The organism is Klebsiella sp. GL120222-02, from assembly GCF_003097195.1.
Taxonomy (GTDB): Bacteria; Pseudomonadota; Gammaproteobacteria; order Enterobacterales; family Enterobacteriaceae; genus Klebsiella; species Klebsiella variicola.
The window spans coordinates 211,159-227,333 of the sequence record NZ_QEQO01000008.1 but is presented as its reverse complement, the minus strand read 5'-3'; the positions used below and the strand labels follow the sequence as shown (position 1 = coordinate 227,333).

The 16,175-nt window shown below is 55.3% G+C and carries 15 protein-coding genes and 1 pseudogene; 8 read left to right on the top strand and 8 right to left on the bottom strand.

Going from position 1 to position 16,175, the window contains the following annotated elements; genetic code table 11:
* Positions 1-8: 8 nt before the first annotated feature.
* From ascB to dusC, 5 genes and pseudogenes are all read right to left on the bottom strand, one after another.
* Entirely contained in the window at positions 9-1,403 is a 1,395-nt protein-coding gene (gene ascB, locus N438_RS22165; RefSeq protein ID WP_008804039.1) for a 6-phospho-beta-glucosidase, read from the bottom strand.
* 15 nt (positions 1,404-1,418) lie between these two features.
* A pseudogene (bglF, locus tag N438_RS22160) lies at positions 1,419-3,393 on the bottom strand (PTS beta-glucoside transporter subunit IIABC).
* Positions 3,394-3,423: 30 nt separating this feature from the next.
* Positions 3,424-4,257, bottom strand: a complete 834-nt coding sequence (gene bglG, locus N438_RS22155) for a transcriptional antiterminator BglG (protein WP_002912842.1) — start codon at positions 4,255-4,257, stop codon at positions 3,424-3,426.
* 155 nt (positions 4,258-4,412) lie between these two features.
* Complete coding sequence (locus N438_RS22150; protein ID WP_008804037.1) at positions 4,413-5,777, bottom strand: carbohydrate porin; 1,365 nt, start codon at positions 5,775-5,777, stop codon at positions 4,413-4,415.
* 356 nt (positions 5,778-6,133) lie between these two features.
* The gene (gene dusC / locus N438_RS22145; RefSeq protein WP_012541036.1) at positions 6,134-7,066 is read right to left on the bottom strand and encodes a tRNA dihydrouridine(16) synthase DusC; all 933 of its coding nucleotides are present in this window, start codon (positions 7,064-7,066) and stop codon (positions 6,134-6,136) included.
* 358 nt (positions 7,067-7,424) lie between these two features.
* Between dusC and N438_RS22140 the strand changes: the two genes are divergently transcribed.
* The 8 genes from N438_RS22140 to N438_RS22110 all read left to right on the top strand — a co-directional run bounded on the left by N438_RS22140 (position 7,425) and on the right by N438_RS22110 (position 12,197).
* Positions 7,425-7,829 (top strand): CidA/LrgA family protein, encoded by a 405-nt coding sequence (locus tag N438_RS22140; RefSeq protein WP_004201620.1) that lies wholly within the window; start codon positions 7,425-7,427, stop codon positions 7,827-7,829.
* Positions 7,819-8,514 (top strand): CidB/LrgB family autolysis modulator, encoded by a 696-nt coding sequence (locus N438_RS22135; protein WP_012541035.1) that lies wholly within the window; start codon positions 7,819-7,821, stop codon positions 8,512-8,514. The genes N438_RS22140 and N438_RS22135 overlap by 11 nt, the downstream gene beginning before the upstream one ends.
* Before the next feature lie 128 nt (positions 8,515-8,642).
* Positions 8,643-9,527: a cytidine deaminase gene (gene cdd / locus N438_RS22130; RefSeq protein ID WP_012541034.1), complete on the top strand. Its 885-nt coding sequence runs from the start codon at positions 8,643-8,645 to the stop codon at positions 9,525-9,527.
* Between the two features lie 21 nt (positions 9,528-9,548).
* Positions 9,549-9,767: a hypothetical protein gene (locus N438_RS22125; protein WP_060619740.1), complete on the top strand. Its 219-nt coding sequence runs from the start codon at positions 9,549-9,551 to the stop codon at positions 9,765-9,767.
* A gap of 36 nt (positions 9,768-9,803) precedes the next feature.
* The gene (gene sanA, locus N438_RS22120) at positions 9,804-10,535 is read left to right on the top strand and encodes an outer membrane permeability protein SanA (RefSeq protein ID WP_008804033.1); all 732 of its coding nucleotides are present in this window, start codon (positions 9,804-9,806) and stop codon (positions 10,533-10,535) included.
* Positions 10,536-10,649: 114 nt separating this feature from the next.
* Positions 10,650-11,171, top strand: a complete 522-nt coding sequence (locus N438_RS28915) for a hypothetical protein (protein WP_022064813.1) — start codon at positions 10,650-10,652, stop codon at positions 11,169-11,171.
* Positions 11,104-11,754 carry a HipA domain-containing protein gene (locus N438_RS28910; protein ID WP_223169293.1) on the top strand — a complete coding sequence of 217 codons (651 nt, stop codon included), beginning with the start codon at positions 11,104-11,106 and terminating at the stop codon, positions 11,752-11,754. Before N438_RS28915 ends, N438_RS28910 begins: the two co-directional genes overlap by 68 nt.
* Positions 11,751-12,197 (top strand): helix-turn-helix transcriptional regulator, encoded by a 447-nt coding sequence (locus tag N438_RS22110; RefSeq protein ID WP_012541033.1) that lies wholly within the window; start codon positions 11,751-11,753, stop codon positions 12,195-12,197. The genes N438_RS28910 and N438_RS22110 overlap by 4 nt, the downstream gene beginning before the upstream one ends.
* 41 nt (positions 12,198-12,238) lie before the next feature.
* On the opposite strand, the gene mglC is transcribed toward N438_RS22110, so the two are convergent.
* The 3 genes from mglC to mglB all read right to left on the bottom strand — a co-directional run bounded on the left by mglC (position 12,239) and on the right by mglB (position 15,902).
* Complete coding sequence (gene mglC / locus N438_RS22105) at positions 12,239-13,249, bottom strand: galactose/methyl galactoside ABC transporter permease MglC (RefSeq protein ID WP_002912871.1); 1,011 nt, start codon at positions 13,247-13,249, stop codon at positions 12,239-12,241.
* 15 nt (positions 13,250-13,264) lie between these two features.
* Positions 13,265-14,785 (bottom strand): galactose/methyl galactoside ABC transporter ATP-binding protein MglA, encoded by a 1,521-nt coding sequence (gene mglA, locus N438_RS22100; RefSeq protein ID WP_008804029.1) that lies wholly within the window; start codon positions 14,783-14,785, stop codon positions 13,265-13,267.
* Between the two features lie 118 nt (positions 14,786-14,903).
* Positions 14,904-15,902: a galactose/glucose ABC transporter substrate-binding protein MglB gene (gene mglB, locus N438_RS22095; RefSeq protein ID WP_008804028.1), complete on the bottom strand. Its 999-nt coding sequence runs from the start codon at positions 15,900-15,902 to the stop codon at positions 14,904-14,906.
* Between the last annotated feature and the right edge of the window lie 273 nt (positions 15,903-16,175).

Below are 16,175 nucleotides of genomic sequence, written 5' to 3'. Positions count from 1 at the left end.
GGCATGCTTTACGCTTTCAGGCTGGCGCCGCGGCTGGCAATCACCTCTTTATACCAGTCAAAACTCTTCTTCTTACTGCGCGCCAGGGTGCCGGTGCCGTCATCATGACGGTCGACATAGATAAAGCCATAGCGCTTCGACAGCTCCGCCTTCGAGGCGCTCACCAGGTCAATCGGCCCCCAGCTGGTAAAGCCCATCAGCTCAACGCCATCGTCAATGGCTTCCCGCGCCTGCACCAGATGGTCGTTCAGGTAACTGATGCGGTAGTCATCGTTAATGCTGCCATCGGCTTCCACCTTATCCTTGGCGCCCAGACCATTTTCCACGATAAACAGCGGCTTCTGATAGCGATCCCACAGCACGTTCAGCAGCGTACGCAGGCCCAGCGGGTCTATCTGCCAGCCCCACTCCGAGCTCGCCAGGTGCGGGTTCGGCACCATGCTGAGAATATTGCCGCGCGCCTGCTGGTTCAGCGCCTCGTCGGCGGTGACGCAACCGGTCATGTAGTAGCTAAAGGAGATAAAGTCGACGGTGGTTTTCAGCGCTTCACGATCGGCATCGGTAATGGTGAGTGTGATACCGTTGTCGCGGAAAAAGCGCAGCATATAGCCCGGGTACGCGCCGCGCGCCTGCACGTCGCCAAAGAACTGCCAGCTGCGGTTCTCCTGCAGCGTCTCAAACACATCTTCCGGTTTGCAGCTCAGGGGATACATCAGCCCGCCGAGCAGCATATTGCCGATTTTGCCCTCGGGCACCAGCTCGTGACAGGCTTTAACCGCCAGAGCGCTGGCCACCAGCTGGTGGTGAATCGCCTGATACACCTCGCCTTTGCTGCTGCCGGCCGGCAGGCCGACGCCGGTCATCGGAGCATGCAGCGACATATTGATTTCGTTAAAGGTCAGCCACAATTTGACCTTATTTTTATAGCGGCTGAACACCGTGCGGGCGTAGCGCTCAAAGAAACCAATCACCTCCCGGCTGCCCCAGCCGCCGTAGTTTTTTACCAGCGCCCACGGCATTTCATAATGCGACAGCGTCACCAGCGGGGTGATGTTGTGCTTCGCCATCTCGTCGAACAGCTTGTCGTAGAACGCGAGACCGGCTTCGTTGGGCTCGGCGTCATCGCCGTTGGGATAGATGCGGGTCCAGGCGATGGACACCCGCAGGCAGTTAAAGCCCATCTCGGCGAACAGAGCGATATCTTCCGGGTAGCGATGGTAAAAATCGATCGCCACATCCTTAATACCGCTGTCGCCGGGTACGCGCTCGACCACCTCGCCGAACACGCCGTGCGGCTGCACATCGGAGGTGGATAAGCCTTTGCCCTCTTCCAGATAAGCCCCTTCCACCTGATTCGCCGCGGTCGCGCCGCCCCATAAAAAATCCGCCGGGAATGTTTTCATCTCTCTCTCCTGTGATTAATGGCTGACTGACAACAGCGGCTGGCCGGCTTCGACGGCGCTGGACGCCACCGTATCAATTTCCCGGTAGTCGTCGCTGTTGCTGATAATGATCGGGGTCGCCAGGTCGTAACCGGCATCCAGAATCGCCTGACGATCGAACTCGATCAGCAGATCGCCGGCCTGCACCCTGTCGCCCTCTTTGACATGTGCGGTAAACGGCACGCCGTCGAGTTTGACCGTGTCGATGCCGACGTGGATCAACAGCTCAATGCCGCTGTCGCTCTGCAGGCCGATGGCATGTTTAGTCTGAAACAGGGAAGCCACTTCGCCCGGGAACGGGGCAATCACTTGGCCCACCGCCGGGATAATGGCGACCCCTTTACCGAGCAGGCCGCTGGCGAAGGTGCTATCCGGCACCTGCTCGAGGGCGATAACGCTGCCGCTCATCGGCGCCAGAATATCGTTTGCCGAGGCCGGGGCTACCGTCACGGCGCCCGGTGCAGCGCTGGCGCGCGGCATGCCGGCGAAGAAGGTCAGCACGCAGGCAAGCACGAAAGCCACGCCGGTGCCGATAAGCCCGCCCCAGACGCTGGCGTCAATGCCGCCGGGCGGGATCATCTGCGCCGGGAAAAAGATATTCGGCACGCCGAACGAGTAAGCATGGCTATTACTGAAGGCAGTGATCGCCCCGCCGATGGCGCCGGCGATACAGCCGAAGATAAACGGACGACGCAGCGGCAGGGTCAGACCGTAGATAGCCGGCTCGGTGATGCCAAACAGCCCGGCAGAGAAGGCGGAACCGGCCAGCATCCGCTGACGCGCATCGCGGGTGGCCAGCAAAATCCCCAGAACCGCCCCCACCTGGGCAATCACCGCCGGAAGAATAATCGGCAGCATGGAGTCGTGACCAAGTACCGTCATGTTGTTGATCATCAACGGCACCAGCCCCCAGTGCAGGCCGAAAATAACGCACACCTGCCACATGGCGCCCAGTACCGCGCCCGCCAGCCATGGGGCAAACGCATAAATGAACTGGTAGCCGTTGGCCAACAGATGGCTCAGCCAGGTGGCGACCGGGCCAATCACCAGGAAGGTGAGCGGGACCACCACCGCCAGGCAGATCGCCGGGGTGAAGAAGTTTTTCATTGATGACGGCAACAGCGCGTTGCTCTTGCGCTCCAGCCAGCAGCAGACCCACGAGGCGAGAATAATCGGGATCACTGACGAGCTGTAGTTGATAAAGGTCACCGGAATGCCGAGAAAGTGCTCCACCGCCGCGCCCGGCGCCTGGCTGGCCTCAAAGGCCTGAATCATCAGCGGGTGGGTTAACGCCCCGCCAATCACCATCGAGATAAACGGGTTGCCGCCAAACTTCTTCCCGGCGGTATAGCCAAGAAACAGCGGGAAGAAAAAGAACAGCGCGTCGCTGGCGGCAAACCAGATTTTATAAGTCCCCTGCTCCGGCGTAAGCCAGCCGCAGGTCACCGCCAGCGCCAGCAGGCCTTTCAGCAGACCGGTCGCCGCCATCACGCCGATAAACGGTGTAAAAATGCCGGAAATGATGTCGATAAGCTGGCTTAACACCGATCCTTTAGCCGCTTTTTCCCCGGCAACCGGTTCGCTGTCATCGCTTAACCCCGCCTCCTGGCGCACCGCCAGCCAGACGTCGTGAACGTGGTTGCCAATCACCACCTGAAACTGGCCACCGCTCTCCACCACCATAATGACGCCCGGATTGGCCTTCAGCCCTTCGGCATCGGCTTTGCCGTTATCTTTCAGTTTAAAACGCAGACGTGTCGCACAGTGAACCAGACTCACAATGTTCTCTTTGCCGCCGACGCGGTTGAGAATATCCTGCGCGAGTGCTTTATATTCCATGCTCTTTTCCTTACTGCCGCTGCCCGCAGACAACCGGCGACTGAGTAGTAAAAAATAAAAAAACCCGAGAACCACGCCGGTGGGCGTCGCGCTCAGGTTTTGCCTGCATCATGCAGTAACAATCCAGTTTTGTTGGGGGGAATTAACGCCCCTCTTTTCTTACCCGTTCGATATGAATGGCAAGAAACATAATCTCTTCGGTGGTCAGCGACCGCTGATACTGCTTTTGCAGATGCGTCGCCACCGTTTCCGCACACTTCCACGCTTTAGCGTAGTTATCTTTCACCGCGCTGTGCAGCGAGACGTCGTCATCTTCCACCACCGTGCGCGTCAGCATCCGCTGGGCGAAGAACTTGAGATGAGTGACAAAGCGCTGATAGCTCAATGACTCTTCGTCATAGTTAAGCTGCAGCTGATACTTCACCAGCTGCAGGATCTCCTGCATCACCCGGGTCACGTGCATGACCTCCGGCATTTCGCTGTTGAGCTGCGCCGTCACCAGATGCAGGGCGATAAATCCGGCTTCATCCTCCGCCAGCTCCACACCAAGCCTTTTGGCAATAATGGCCCTTGCCTCCTGACCCAGCGCGAACTCCTTCGGATACAGCCGCTTAATCTCCCACAGCAGCACGTTACGCAGTGCGATGCCCTTTTTCTGCCGCTCGATAGCAAAATGACAGTGATCCGTTAATGTGATGTACAAACTTTCCTGTAGCTTGCCCAGCCGCCCGCGTGCCAGGTCGATAATGCGATCGCAGGTGGTCATCACTTCTAACGGTATCTGACTGAGTAACTCACCTAAGCGGCCTACCAGTTCATCGCTCTGTAAGGCGAAGACTTTTTCAATTTTACTGTCGTCCAGCACGTCGCCCGGGCGTTTCTGAAAGGCCAGCCCTCGCCCCATCACCACCTGTTCGCGCCGGTGCTCGTCAAGAACCACCACCACATTGTTATTGAGTACTTTGGCGATTTGCATATAGACCCCAGAAACAAAAAAACCTGACCCCCGACGAAACGCCAGGTGATCAGGTTTTGCCTGCCGCAGCAGTTGCAATCCAACACCCGCACTGTAACAACTTCTGCTGCGCGCTCAACCTGACAAGTGAAAAAACGTGATTAAGATCGCGACTATCAGAAAGTCACCACCGTTTTCCACTCCACCACCCATGCGTCCTGGGTCTGCGCGACGCCGCCCGGACGGTGCCAGTACTGCAGGCCCGGCTGCAGCTCCAGCCAGGAGACCGGGCGGAAGCGATAATAGAGCTCGCCGTTCAGCGAATGACCGGCCACCGGCTGGTAAGCCGGGTCGTTATAGTCGGTGGCGCCGCTGAGTTGATTCATATAGCGCTGGTTACGTGCGTAGTGGCTGCTCATGTCGATCCACGTCAGACCAAAGCCAATCCAGTCCTCCGGGCGGGCGTCAAACAGCCCGCGGTAGCGCATGGAGGCGGCGACGGCGGAGTGGATATAGTTACTGCGCTGGTCGCTGAGGCTGCCGCTCAGCGAGACGCTCATCCCCCGCAGCGGGTCGTCGGCGTGGCGGGTGATCTGCTGGTTCAGGCCGGCGTACATAAACCAGGTGCTGTCGTGCTCGGCGTAGCCTTGCGGATCGGTCGCCCCGACGCCGCCGGATTTGCCGCTGTAGAGGTCGGTTTGCGGCGCGTTGGTCCAGACCACACCCAGGTTATAGGCTCCCGGCAGGCCATTCATCAGCGGACGGGTTTCGATCTCCATCGGCAGTAAAATGCCTTTGCTGCCCTTCGTCGACCCGCTCCAGGCGTGACTGCGCGCGGTAGCCTGCGGGTTTTGCTCCATCACCCCGCCTTTCAGGGTGACCGTCGGCGTCAGCTTGTACTCCAGGGTGGTGCCCCAGGTGTGGATGTTCCAGTTATTCCAGGTCAGCGAGTTGGCCGATTTCCCACCGCACTGGGTCAGTAGCTGAAAATCGCAGGGAATGATCTGGTCGAAAGTTTGCACCTTGTTCATCATGCCGATGCGCCAGGTCAGGCGACGGTCGTCAAAGCTGCGGGCAAAGGTCAGCCAGCCGAGGCGGGTGATCGACCCGCCGCCCCAACTCTCCTGCGACAGATCGTTGAAACTCACCCGCGGATCCTGCAGCCGTTTCGTGGTGAGGTTATCATCGTGGTTACGGTTGACGATGTTGCCTTCGAGACGCGCATCCGGTATGCCGGTCCAGCGCTCCAGATCCTGGGTAAAGGTCAGCGCCACCTGGTCAATATAGGCCAGGTGTTTATCATGGTCGTAACCGCCGCCGGCGTTGTAGGCCATCTCGTTAAGATACCCGAGATTATAATGAAAGCCGTTCTCTTCGAGGATCGGACGAATGCCCAGCATATCGCCCAGCAGCCCCTGCTGTCCGGCTTCGAACCCCAGCACGCTGCCGTTCCAGGCCGGAGTTTCCGCGGCGCTGACGGCAGGCACCATTGCCGCCAGCGCCGCGCCGATCAAAAGCTGATTTATTTTTTTGTTATGCATTGTGATATCCACCGTGACTGAATAAAAACAAAGGGGATCCCCAGGTTATTTATTTACCTGTTTTCTTTTTTAAAAAATGAATGGCAAAGGGCGTCCGCCGGTAATAAAACCGCGACGATGCCAGAGAAAACGTTAATTACAACCTATTGTTTTACATAACCATTTTTTCACCATTGAATTTTAGCCAAAAAAAAACCTAAGCACTTTCCGCCACGAATGACGAAAATGCTTAGGTTTTGCCTGGGTTCAGTAGCAATCCTGAATTGATTGACCGCACATTATCACTTTATTCAACTCATGCCTACCAGCAATAGGCAGGCAAGTAATAATATGTGAAGCAAATAACAGTATGGTGTTTAATAGCGGGCGATGGCCGCCGCTATTTCAGCAGACGTTTGCAGGGCGCGAATTTCATTAAACAGAGTCAGCGCCTCACTATATTCCTTGCGTAAATAGCCTAACCATTGCTTAATTCTCGCCACATGATACAGACCGGTGTCGCCCTGCTTTTCCAGGCGGGTATATTTTTGCAACAGCTGAACCACCTGCGGCCACGGCATGCGCGGTTCGTTGTATTTGATCACCCGGCTGAGGTTCGGCACGTTGAGCGCCCCGCGGCCAATCATCACCGAATCGCAGCCGGTGACGGCCATACAATCCTGGGCGCTTTGCCAGTCCCAGATCTCGCCGTTGGCCACCACCGGAATGGTCAGACGCTGGCGGATCTCACCGATCGCCTGCCAGTTAATGCGTTCGGCTTTGTAGCCATCTTCTTTGGTGCGGCCGTGAACCACCAGCTCGCTGGCCCCGGCCTGCTGCACCGCATCGGCGATTTCGAAGCGCCGTTCGCCGCTGTCCCAGCCGAGTCGCACCTTGACGGTCACCGGCAGATGATCGGGAACCGCTTCGCGCATGGCTTTCGCACCGCGATAGATCAGCTCCGGATCTTTCAGCAGCGTCGCCCCGCCGCCGCTGCCGTTCACCAGCTTAGACGGACAGCCGCAGTTTAAATCCACCCCCCACGACCCCAGCTCCACCGCGCGGGCGGCGTTTTCCGCCAGCCACTCGGGATATTGTCCCAGCAGCTGGACGCGCACGCGGGTGCCGGACGGCGTGCGGCTCTGATGATGCAGTTCCGGGCACAGCCTGTAGAACGATTTTACCGGCAGCAGTTGATCCACCACGCGCAGAAATTCGGTGATGCACAGATCGTAATCGTTAACCTCGGTCAGCAGCTCGCGCACCAGCGAATCGAGCACGCCTTCCATCGGCGCCAGTAGAACACGCATATCGTTATCCGGAAAAAAAAGAGGCGCTATGGTAGCGCCTCCAGGCATTGGTGGAAAGCGCTCAATGCGTCCGGCCTGCCGTACGCCATTCCCCGTTCGGCGAATGCGGCAAAGCGAGGAGATAATCTCTATGCTTTACAGGAGCCTGCGGCGTCTCATGCCGCCTTTATTTGCCGCGCCTCGTTCAAAAAGGTAGCGTGGGACTCCATATACCCTAAGCTGCGAGCTGTCGGGTCCTGCCGGGAGAGGCTATTGTTCCCGTACGCTATCAGCGCTATGCGTAGAATTCATGATGTGATCGGTAGCACATTTTAGGGATTAATTGTATGATGAATGCACTTCATCAAGGGTTATTACCATGAGTAAATCGCTGACTATTATCTGGCAGTACCTGCGGGCCTTCGTCCTGATTTACGCCTGCTTATACGCCGGAATTTTTATCGCCGGACTGCTGCCCATCACTATCCCCGGCAGCATCATCGGCATGCTGATCCTTTTCGTGCTGCTGGCGCTGCAAATTATGCCGCCGCAGTGGGTCAATCCTGGCTGCAATATCCTGATCCGCTATATGGCGCTATTGTTCGTGCCCATCGGCGTCGGCGTGATGCAATACTGGGATCTGCTGCGCGCCCAGCTGGGGCCAGTCGTCATCTCCTGCGCCATCAGCACGCTGGTGGTGTTTGTGGTGGTGAGCTGGAGCTCTCACCTGGTGCATGGCGAACGTAAAGTGATTGGGCAAAAGGAAAAGAAAAATGATGCATGAAATCTGGTGGTCGCTGCCGCTAACCCTGATCGTCTTTTTTCTCGCCCGCAGGCTGGCCGCCCGCTTTAAGTTCCCGCTGCTCAACCCGCTGCTGGTGGCGATGGTAGTTATAATTCCGTTTCTGCTGCTGACCGGGATCTCCTATGGGCGTTATTTTGCCGGCAGCAAAGTCCTGAACGATCTGCTGCAGCCGGCGGTGGTCGCGCTGGCCTTTCCACTGTATGAGCAACTGCACCAGATCCGCGCGCGCTGGAAATCAATCATCACCATCTGCTTTATCGGCAGCTGCGTGGCGATGATCACCGGTACTACCGTCGCCCTGCTGATGGGCGCCACGCCGCAAATCGCCGCCTCTATTCTGCCTAAGTCAGTCACTACGCCAATTGCCATGGCGGTCAGCGGCAGCATCGGCGGTATTCCGGCCATCAGCGCCGTGTGCGTGATTTTTGTCGGCATCCTCGGCGCGGTATTCGGCCATACGCTGCTTAACCTGATGCGCATTCGCACCAAAGCGTCACGCGGCCTGTCAATGGGCACCGCCTCGCACGCCCTCGGCACTGCCCGCTGTGCGGAACTGGACTACCAGGAAGGGGCGTTTAGCTCGCTGGCGCTGGTGCTGTGCGGGATCATCACCTCGTTGATGGCACCGTTCTTATTTCCGCTGATCCTCGCGGTGGTGGGATAAATTGTGATTTAAATCACATTTTTTAATGCAACAAATCAAAGTTGCATAAACAATGAGATATTCATCACATATGAGACTGCTGGACGCCCGTACACTGGCTTCCCATTACATTGTTATGAGGCAACGCTATGCACTCACGTTTTCAAGCTGCTTTGACGACTCTGGCAGCAGACCTGCAGGCGGCCATCGCCCCGATGCTCGCCGACCCGCACTTCCCGGCGCTGCTCGAAGCCGATCAGGTGGCGACGCTGCAGCAGGCGACAGGTCTGGACGAAGACGCGCTGGCCTTTGCGCTACTGCCGCTTGCTGCCGCCTGCGCGCGCGCCGACCTTTCTCATTTTAACGTCGGGGCGATCGCCCGCGGCGTCAGCGGCCGCTGGTACTTTGGCGGCAATATGGAATTTCTCGGCGCGACCATGCAGCAGACCGTTCACGCCGAACAGAGCGCCATCAGCCACGCCTGGCTGCGCGGCGAGACCTCCCTGCGCGCTATTACGGTGAACTACACGCCGTGCGGCCATTGCCGTCAGTTTATGAACGAACTGAACAGCGGACTGGCGCTGCGCATTCATCTGCCGGGCCGCGAAGCGCATGCCCTGGAGCACTATCTGCCGGACGCCTTTGGTCCGAAAGATCTGGAGATCAAAACCCTGTTGATGGATGCACAGGACCATGGCTTCCCGGTGAGCGGCGATGCCCTGACCCAGGCAGCCATTCAGGCCGCCAACCGCTGCCATGCGCCCTACAGCCACTCGCCCTCCGGCGTGGCGCTGGAGTTGAAAGACGGCACCATTTTCAGCGGCAGCTATGCGGAAAACGCAGCGTTCAATCCGACGCTGCCGCCGCTGCAGGGGGCGCTGAATCTCCTGAGCCTCAACGGCTATGATTATCCCGCTATCCAGCGGGCAATCCTCGCGGAGAAAGCCGACGCGGCGCTGATCCAGTGGGATGCTACCGTCGCCACCCTGAAGGCGCTGGGCTGCCAGAATATCGAGCGCGTCCTGTTAGGTTGATCAGCCTGAGCAGATTGCCGGATGACGGTTTCGCCTTATCCGGCCGACCTGTTATACCGTGATGTTGTCGGGTGGCGCTACGCTTACCCGACCTACGGTTCGCGCCATGGCGAGCTGAAGATCTCTATGCCGGGTGTCGGCTCACGCCTTACCCGACCTGCGTTCGGCGATCTGTCTATATTGCTGAAAATCCCCGCAATCAAACGCGGGTTTCTTGCGCTTACCCGGCGGGTAAAGTAGCCTGAAGACTCCGTTGTCTATTATTGAGCCAAGTTCATGTTAAAGCGTGTGTTCTACAGCCTGTTAGTCCTGCTCGGCCTGCTGCTGTTGACCGTGCTGGGCCTTGACCGCTGGATGAGCTGGAAAACCGCGCCCTATATCTATGATGAGCTGCAGGACCTGCCCTACCGTCAGGTCGGCGTGGTGCTGGGCACCGCCAAATATTACCGCACCGGCGTCATCAATCAGTATTACCGCTACCGCATCCAGGGTGCGCTGAACGCCTACAACAGCGGCAAGGTCAACTATCTGCTGCTGAGCGGCGATAATGCTCTGCAAAGCTACAATGAACCGATGACCATGCGTCGGGACCTGATTAAAGGCGGCGTCGATCCCGCCGATATCGTGCTGGACTATGCCGGCTTCCGTACGCTCGACTCAATCGTCCGTACCCGCAAAGTGTTCGACACCAACGACTTCATTATCATCACCCAGCGCTTCCACTGCGAACGGGCGCTGTTTATCGCCCTGCATATGGGGATCCAGGCCCAGTGCTACGCGGTGCCGTCGCCGAAGGATATGTGGAGCGTGCGGCTGCGCGAGTTCGGCGCCCGCTTTGGCGCGCTGGCGGACCTCTACATCTTCAAACGGGAACCGCGCTTTCTCGGCCCTCTCATCCCCATTCCGGCGCAGCAGCATGACGTACCGGATGACGCCCAGTCCTACCCGGCAGTCACTCCGGAGCAGCTGCTGGAACTGCAGAAAAACACAAAACCCGCCAATGAGTGATATAAGATGCATTAATCATGCGATGCCAAAACAATGCGTATTATAAGTAACGTTAATTGCATGAATGCTCTTTAATGAGTAATATTTCACTCATCATCCTTTTTGGAGGGCGAGATGGAAACATTAACGGTACAAGCCTTTCTCAATGCGGAGTGGCAAGACATTGCGTTGATAAAATTCCCCGGTAGTGAGCAAGGGGACTGGTTTACAACACAAATCGACTATCTTACCGATTACGCCATCGACTTTCTGGAACGCGATGACTATCACGCCGTGTCGCTCAACCATCCCGTTTCGCTTTATTTTGAGGATCACGGAAATCCTGGATGGTTAAGATTTATAGACGATATCATTCCAGGCGGCGCCAGCCGACGTTACTGGGTTAACTTTTTAGATATCAGTGAACTTCCTCAGGGCCAGCAGAATTTCATCTTGCTCAAATTCGGCACGATGTCGCCAGTGGGAAATTTACGCATTAAAGACTCGGTGCCGGACTGGGATAGTCTGGCAAGCAGTAAAACGTTCTCTGTCACTGATGTCATGAATCGTGCCAGTGATTTTCTCGACTATGACCAGGAACGAGGAGCCGCAGCAGGAGGGGCTACATTATCCCTCTCTCTGGTTGCCGCGATTTGATATCAGAAGAGACGGTGATGGCCGGATAATGAGATTGGGAATGGAGTCAGTCTATTCTCTGTTACAAAAAGCGCCAGCGACGATACTTGATCATGAAACCACGCTGCGGATCCTAATCGAAAAGATCACATCCAGTAATATGGTAAGAGTACAGAATTATCGCTTTGATGTTCAAGGATTTATCATCGATTGGGTACGTCGAGACTTATTAAACATTATTTTTGGCAATAGTGATAACCATGGACGTAATACTGCATTTATGAAAGCAGATAATGAAATTATCCTTGCGCCAATCTACGATTTTGCACCAATGAAAGCCGACCCGGAAGGTATACCGCGCACGATGAAGTGGTCATTAGCCTGCGAATCAGGAGGCGAATATAACTTTGGCGCCATCGCACAAGCTTTGGCTGAATGGATCACCCCTGACACATTGCTTAATGCTTTAAGTGAAACCGCATCTCAACTCGTTGATTTACCATCCCGTCTTAAAGTACGCGGCGTTCCTGTTCAGATTCTGGAAATGCCATCAATTGGTTTTAAATTTATACCTGACAAACTCGCTCGCTGGGGGCTGTTATGAAGACCCTGAATAAAAAAGAAACAGAAATCCAAAATACCTTAGCCAGGCTGCGGGCGGATAACCCACCATCCCTACCCGCCACCGGGGTAACGGCTACGGAAAAAAAAGCTCGTTCAGAGATAAGCAGACAACGCGTCTCGGCTGGTTTAAAAAAAGTCAAAACGGTCGATCGTCAGGCGGTCATTCACGCCATTATCCATGACATCATGCTAGGCGCCATCAGCCAGGGAGAGGCCCTGAAAAAACTGAGAGTAGAAGTTCTGGGTTTACGCCAGGATGAATATGCCCGGCTAGTGGATGTCTCTCGTAAGACCTTATCTGATGTGGAAAATGATAAAGGCAATTATTCTGCCGAGATCATTAATAAAATCTATAAGCCGTTTGGCCTTGAAACAGGACTCGTCCCTATTTCTAAAACACTTATTTCTTCTCTATTTAAATAGTAAAAACCCGCGCCAGGCGCGGGTTTTTGATGCGTTCAATCTTATTTCTTACGGGCGTATTTCAGGGAGTCCAGCGCCACGGCGAAGATAATAATCGCCCCCTTAATAATGTACTGCCAGTAAGGGTTGACGCCGATATAGGTCAGGCCGTAGTTGATGACGGTGAAGATAATCACCCCGGTCACCACGCCGAATACGGTCCCTACCCCGCCGCTGAACGAAACGCCGCCCACCACGCAGGCGGCGATGGCGTCCAGTTCGTACATAAAGCCGAGGTTATTGGTCGCCGAGCCGATACGCCCGGCTTCCAGCAGGCCGCCGAAGGCGTAAAACACGCCGGAGAGGGCATAGATCATCAGCAGGTTCAACGCCACGTTAACCCCGGAGACTTTCGCCGCTTCCGGGTTACCGCCGATAGCGAAGATGTTTTTACCAAAGCGCGTCTTGTTCCACAGGATCCAGACAAAGAAGACGGCAATCAGCGCGTAGAAGGTAATGTAGGACAGGCGGAACGAGCCCAGCGCCACAAACCCCTGGGCAAAATGGGAGAAGTGGCTGTCAAAACCGGAGATCGGCGACGCGCCCACGAAGTCGTAGTACAGCGAGTTAATGCCGTACACGATGATCATAGTGCCGAGGGTGGTAATAAACGGCGTCACGTTCAGGTAGGCGATGACGATCCCGTTAATCAGGCCGATGACCGCCCCGATGGCGCACACCAGCAGGATCACCAACGGGATCGGCATGGTCGCCATATCCGGGAACACCTTGTTGGCATTATCCACCGCCTGCAGCATGGTGGCGGCAATCACCGCCGCCAGTCCCACCTGACGGCCGGCGGAGAGGTCGGTCCCCTGCGTGACGATAAGTCCGGCCACGCCCAGGGCAATAATAATACGCACCGAAGACTGAGTCAGGATATTACTCAGGTTGAGCAGACTTAAAAATGTCGGATCCTGGAAAATAATAATGGCCAACAGGACCAGAAGGACGACATATATCCCACCCTCTTTCAGGTAAGTGAGAAAACTCTTTTTATTTAACGCACTCATGTGAAGCCCCTGATCTTAAAGGTGCAATGACGCAAGACGCAGTATTTCGTTTTGCGTGGTGGTTTTAGTCTCTACAATGCCCGCGACAAGGCCATTGCTCATCACCAGAATGCGGTCGGTAATCCCCAGCAGTTCCGGCATTTCGGAAGAAATAATAATGATCCCTTTGTCTTTTTTAGCCAGCTCGGCAATCAGCTGGTAGATCTCGAATTTGGCGCCGACGTCGATACCGCGCGTTGGCTCATCCAGCATCAGGATCTCCGGCTGGGTCAGCAGCCAGCGGCCTATAATGACCTTTTGCTGGTTACCACCGGAAAGCGAACCGATCTGCGTATGCTGGCCGGGGGTTTTAACGCGCATCGAGTCAATAACCCACTGGGTGTCGCTCTTCATTCGCGAGTTGTCCAGCAAGCCGATGCTGTTTTTATATTTCTTAATATTGGAGATCAGCGAGTTAAAACCGATATCCAGATAGGCATAAATCCCGGTGGAGCGCCGCTCCTCGGTCACCAGTGCAAAACCGTGGTTAATCGCCTCGTTGGCGCTGTGGTTGTTGATCTTCTTACCGTGCAGGGTGATGGTGCCGCTGGCCTTCTCACGGATCCCGAACAGGGTCTCCACGATGTCGGTGCGTTTAGCGCCTACCAGGCCGGCGATACCGAGAATTTCGCCCTTATGCAGATCAAAGGAGACATCGCGAATGGAGGGTTGACGCAGCGAGGTGAGATTGCGCACCTGGAGGATCACTTCTCCCGGGGTATTTTCGCGATCCGGAAAACGCTGGTTGAGCGAGCGCCCGACCATCATGGCGATAATCTTGTCCATATCCAGCCCTTCCAGCGGCTGGGTGGCGATCCACTGGCCGTCGCGCAGGATGGTTATTTCATCGCACAGCTGGAAAATTTCTTCCATTTTATGCGAGATATAGACGATACCGCAGCCGCGATCTTTCAGCTTGCGGATGATCTTAAACAGATGGTTGACCTCTTTTTCCGTCAGCGATGACGTCGGCTCGTCCATGATGACGATTTTGGCGTCATATGAAAACGCCTTAGCGATCTCAATCATCTGCATCTGGGATACCGATAAGGTACCGACGCGGGCGCGCGGGTCGATATCAATATCCAGCTCATCAAAAATGGCCTTGGTATCCCGGTACATTTTGTCCTGATCGACAAACATGCCTTTGGTGGGATAGCGTCCGAGCCACATGTTATCCATGACTGAACGCTGTAAAACCAGGTTTAATTCCTGATGCACCATCGATATACCGTTTTCCAGGGCTTCTTTCGCCGAATGGAAATCGATCTCTTTTCCCTGAAAAAGAATGCTACCGGAATCTTTTTGATAGATCCCAAAAAGGCATTTTAATAATGTCGATTTGCCGGCGCCGTTCTCACCCATTAACGCATGAATGGAGTGCGGACGAACCTTCAGGTTGACATTATCAAGAGCCTTGACGCCAGGAAACGATTTGTTGATGTTGGTCATTTCCAACAAATATTCGCCTGACCGTTCGCTATTATTGCTGACCATAGTTATACCTGGCTGCGTTCATGCACGCCCCGTCCGGCGCAATAACGCCAGCAGGAGTCTGGTTCTGTATCAGGAATAATCGGGCGTGGTTAAACCACGCCCGCAACTCACATCACGATTACTTGCCGGTAAACTGGCTCAGGTTGTCTTTATCGACGCCCACGTACGGTACGCGAACAATCTTGTTGTCAATTTTCCAGTTGGTGCCCGCCGCGGCTTCTTTACCTTCCGCGAGGTTTTTCGCCAGATCGAAGGTCGCTTTTGCCTGGTTGTTGGCATCGTTCAGCACGGTACCGGCCATCGCACCGGATTTCACCAGCGCCAGCGCTTCTGGCAGGGCATCGACGCCAAACACCGGAATGCTGCTCTTGTTGTGCGCTTTCAGCGCTTCAACCGCACCCATCGCCATGGCATCGTTGTTCGCGATCACTACTTCAATCTTGTTCGCATTCGGGCCGGAGAGCCAGGCGTCCATTTTGTCTTTCGCCTGCGCGGTATCCCACATGGCGGTATCCAGCTGCAGCTGCTGGGTCTTCAGACCTTTATCATTCAGCTCTTTGATAACGTAGGTGGTACGCGCTTCCGCATCCGGATGGCCCGGCTCGCCTTTCAGCAGGACGAACTGGATCTGGCCGTCTTTATTCAGATCCCAGTTCGGGTTGGCTTTCCAGTGCTTGGCGATCAGATCGCCCTGAATAATCCCCGACTCTTTCGAATCGGTACCGACGTAATAAGCCTTGTCATAACTATCCAGCGCTTTGCGGGAAGGCTCTTTGTTGAAGAACACCACCGGAATATTCTGCCCGCGCGCTTTTTCAATCACCGTTCCCGCTGCCGCCGGGTCAACCAGGTTAATCGCCAGCGCCTTCACGCCTTTCGCCAACAGCACGTCAATTTGATCGTTTTGTTTCGACTGGTCGTTCTGCGAGTCATTCATCAGCAGCTGGACGTCAGGCGCGGATTTGCCATCTTTTTCAATTGCCTTACGCACCACCGACATAAAGTTGTCGTCATATTTATAAATCGTCACGCCGATACGGGTATCTGCTGCGTGTGCGGCGGCGCCAAATAACAGACCAGCCATTACAGCAGACAGGGTAAACACCTTCTTATTCATGGAATCTCCGGTTTTATTATGCAGGGTCATTATTGTGAAAAAGTGCGGGCGGGGTTTGTTGCATTAGTGTTACCGCACAACGCATTTCACGACGAAAATTCGGTCTTCCGTGTCGGGTAACGCTCCAGAAAGATACGGCTCTAAAACTCGTTTAACGCCTTGTTCCTACTTAAAAAAGTGAGGATAACCCATCACCTCGTGGTTCAGACTGGTAAACGCTGCCATCATAATCAGGCGAATGTTAATATACTGTGAATTTACTCACAAATTGAA

What these genes read in the sequence shown, in the direction of transcription:
- N438_RS22150 (WP_008804037.1), bottom strand. Translation starts at nt 5,777, where the DNA reads ATGCATAACAAAAAAATAAATCAGCTTTTGATCGGCGCGGCGCTGGCG.
- mglA (WP_008804029.1), bottom strand. Translation starts at nt 14,785, where the DNA reads ATGGTCAGCAATAATAGCGAACGGTCAGGCGAATATTTGTTGGAAATG.
- mglB (WP_008804028.1), bottom strand. Translation starts at nt 15,902, where the DNA reads ATGAATAAGAAGGTGTTTACCCTGTCTGCTGTAATGGCTGGTCTGTTA.
- dusC (WP_012541036.1), bottom strand. Translation starts at nt 7,066, where the DNA reads ATGCGTGTTCTACTGGCGCCGATGGAAGGCGTGCTCGATTCGCTGGTG.
- N438_RS28910 (WP_223169293.1), top strand. Translation starts at nt 11,104, where the DNA reads ATGACCAGGAACGAGGAGCCGCAGCAGGAGGGGCTACATTATCCCTCT.
- N438_RS28915 (WP_022064813.1), top strand. Translation starts at nt 10,650, where the DNA reads ATGGAAACATTAACGGTACAAGCCTTTCTCAATGCGGAGTGGCAAGAC.
- N438_RS22125 (WP_060619740.1), top strand. Translation starts at nt 9,549, where the DNA reads ATGACGGTTTCGCCTTATCCGGCCGACCTGTTATACCGTGATGTTGTC.
- N438_RS22110 (WP_012541033.1), top strand. Translation starts at nt 11,751, where the DNA reads ATGAAGACCCTGAATAAAAAAGAAACAGAAATCCAAAATACCTTAGCC.
- ascB (WP_008804039.1), bottom strand. Translation starts at nt 1,403, where the DNA reads ATGAAAACATTCCCGGCGGATTTTTTATGGGGCGGCGCGACCGCGGCG.
- bglG (WP_002912842.1), bottom strand. Translation starts at nt 4,257, where the DNA reads ATGCAAATCGCCAAAGTACTCAATAACAATGTGGTGGTGGTTCTTGAC.
- cdd (WP_012541034.1), top strand. Translation starts at nt 8,643, where the DNA reads ATGCACTCACGTTTTCAAGCTGCTTTGACGACTCTGGCAGCAGACCTG.
- mglC (WP_002912871.1), bottom strand. Translation starts at nt 13,249, where the DNA reads ATGAGTGCGTTAAATAAAAAGAGTTTTCTCACTTACCTGAAAGAGGGT.
- N438_RS22140 (WP_004201620.1), top strand. Translation starts at nt 7,425, where the DNA reads ATGAGTAAATCGCTGACTATTATCTGGCAGTACCTGCGGGCCTTCGTC.
- sanA (WP_008804033.1), top strand. Translation starts at nt 9,804, where the DNA reads ATGTTAAAGCGTGTGTTCTACAGCCTGTTAGTCCTGCTCGGCCTGCTG.
- N438_RS22135 (WP_012541035.1), top strand. Translation starts at nt 7,819, where the DNA reads ATGATGCATGAAATCTGGTGGTCGCTGCCGCTAACCCTGATCGTCTTT.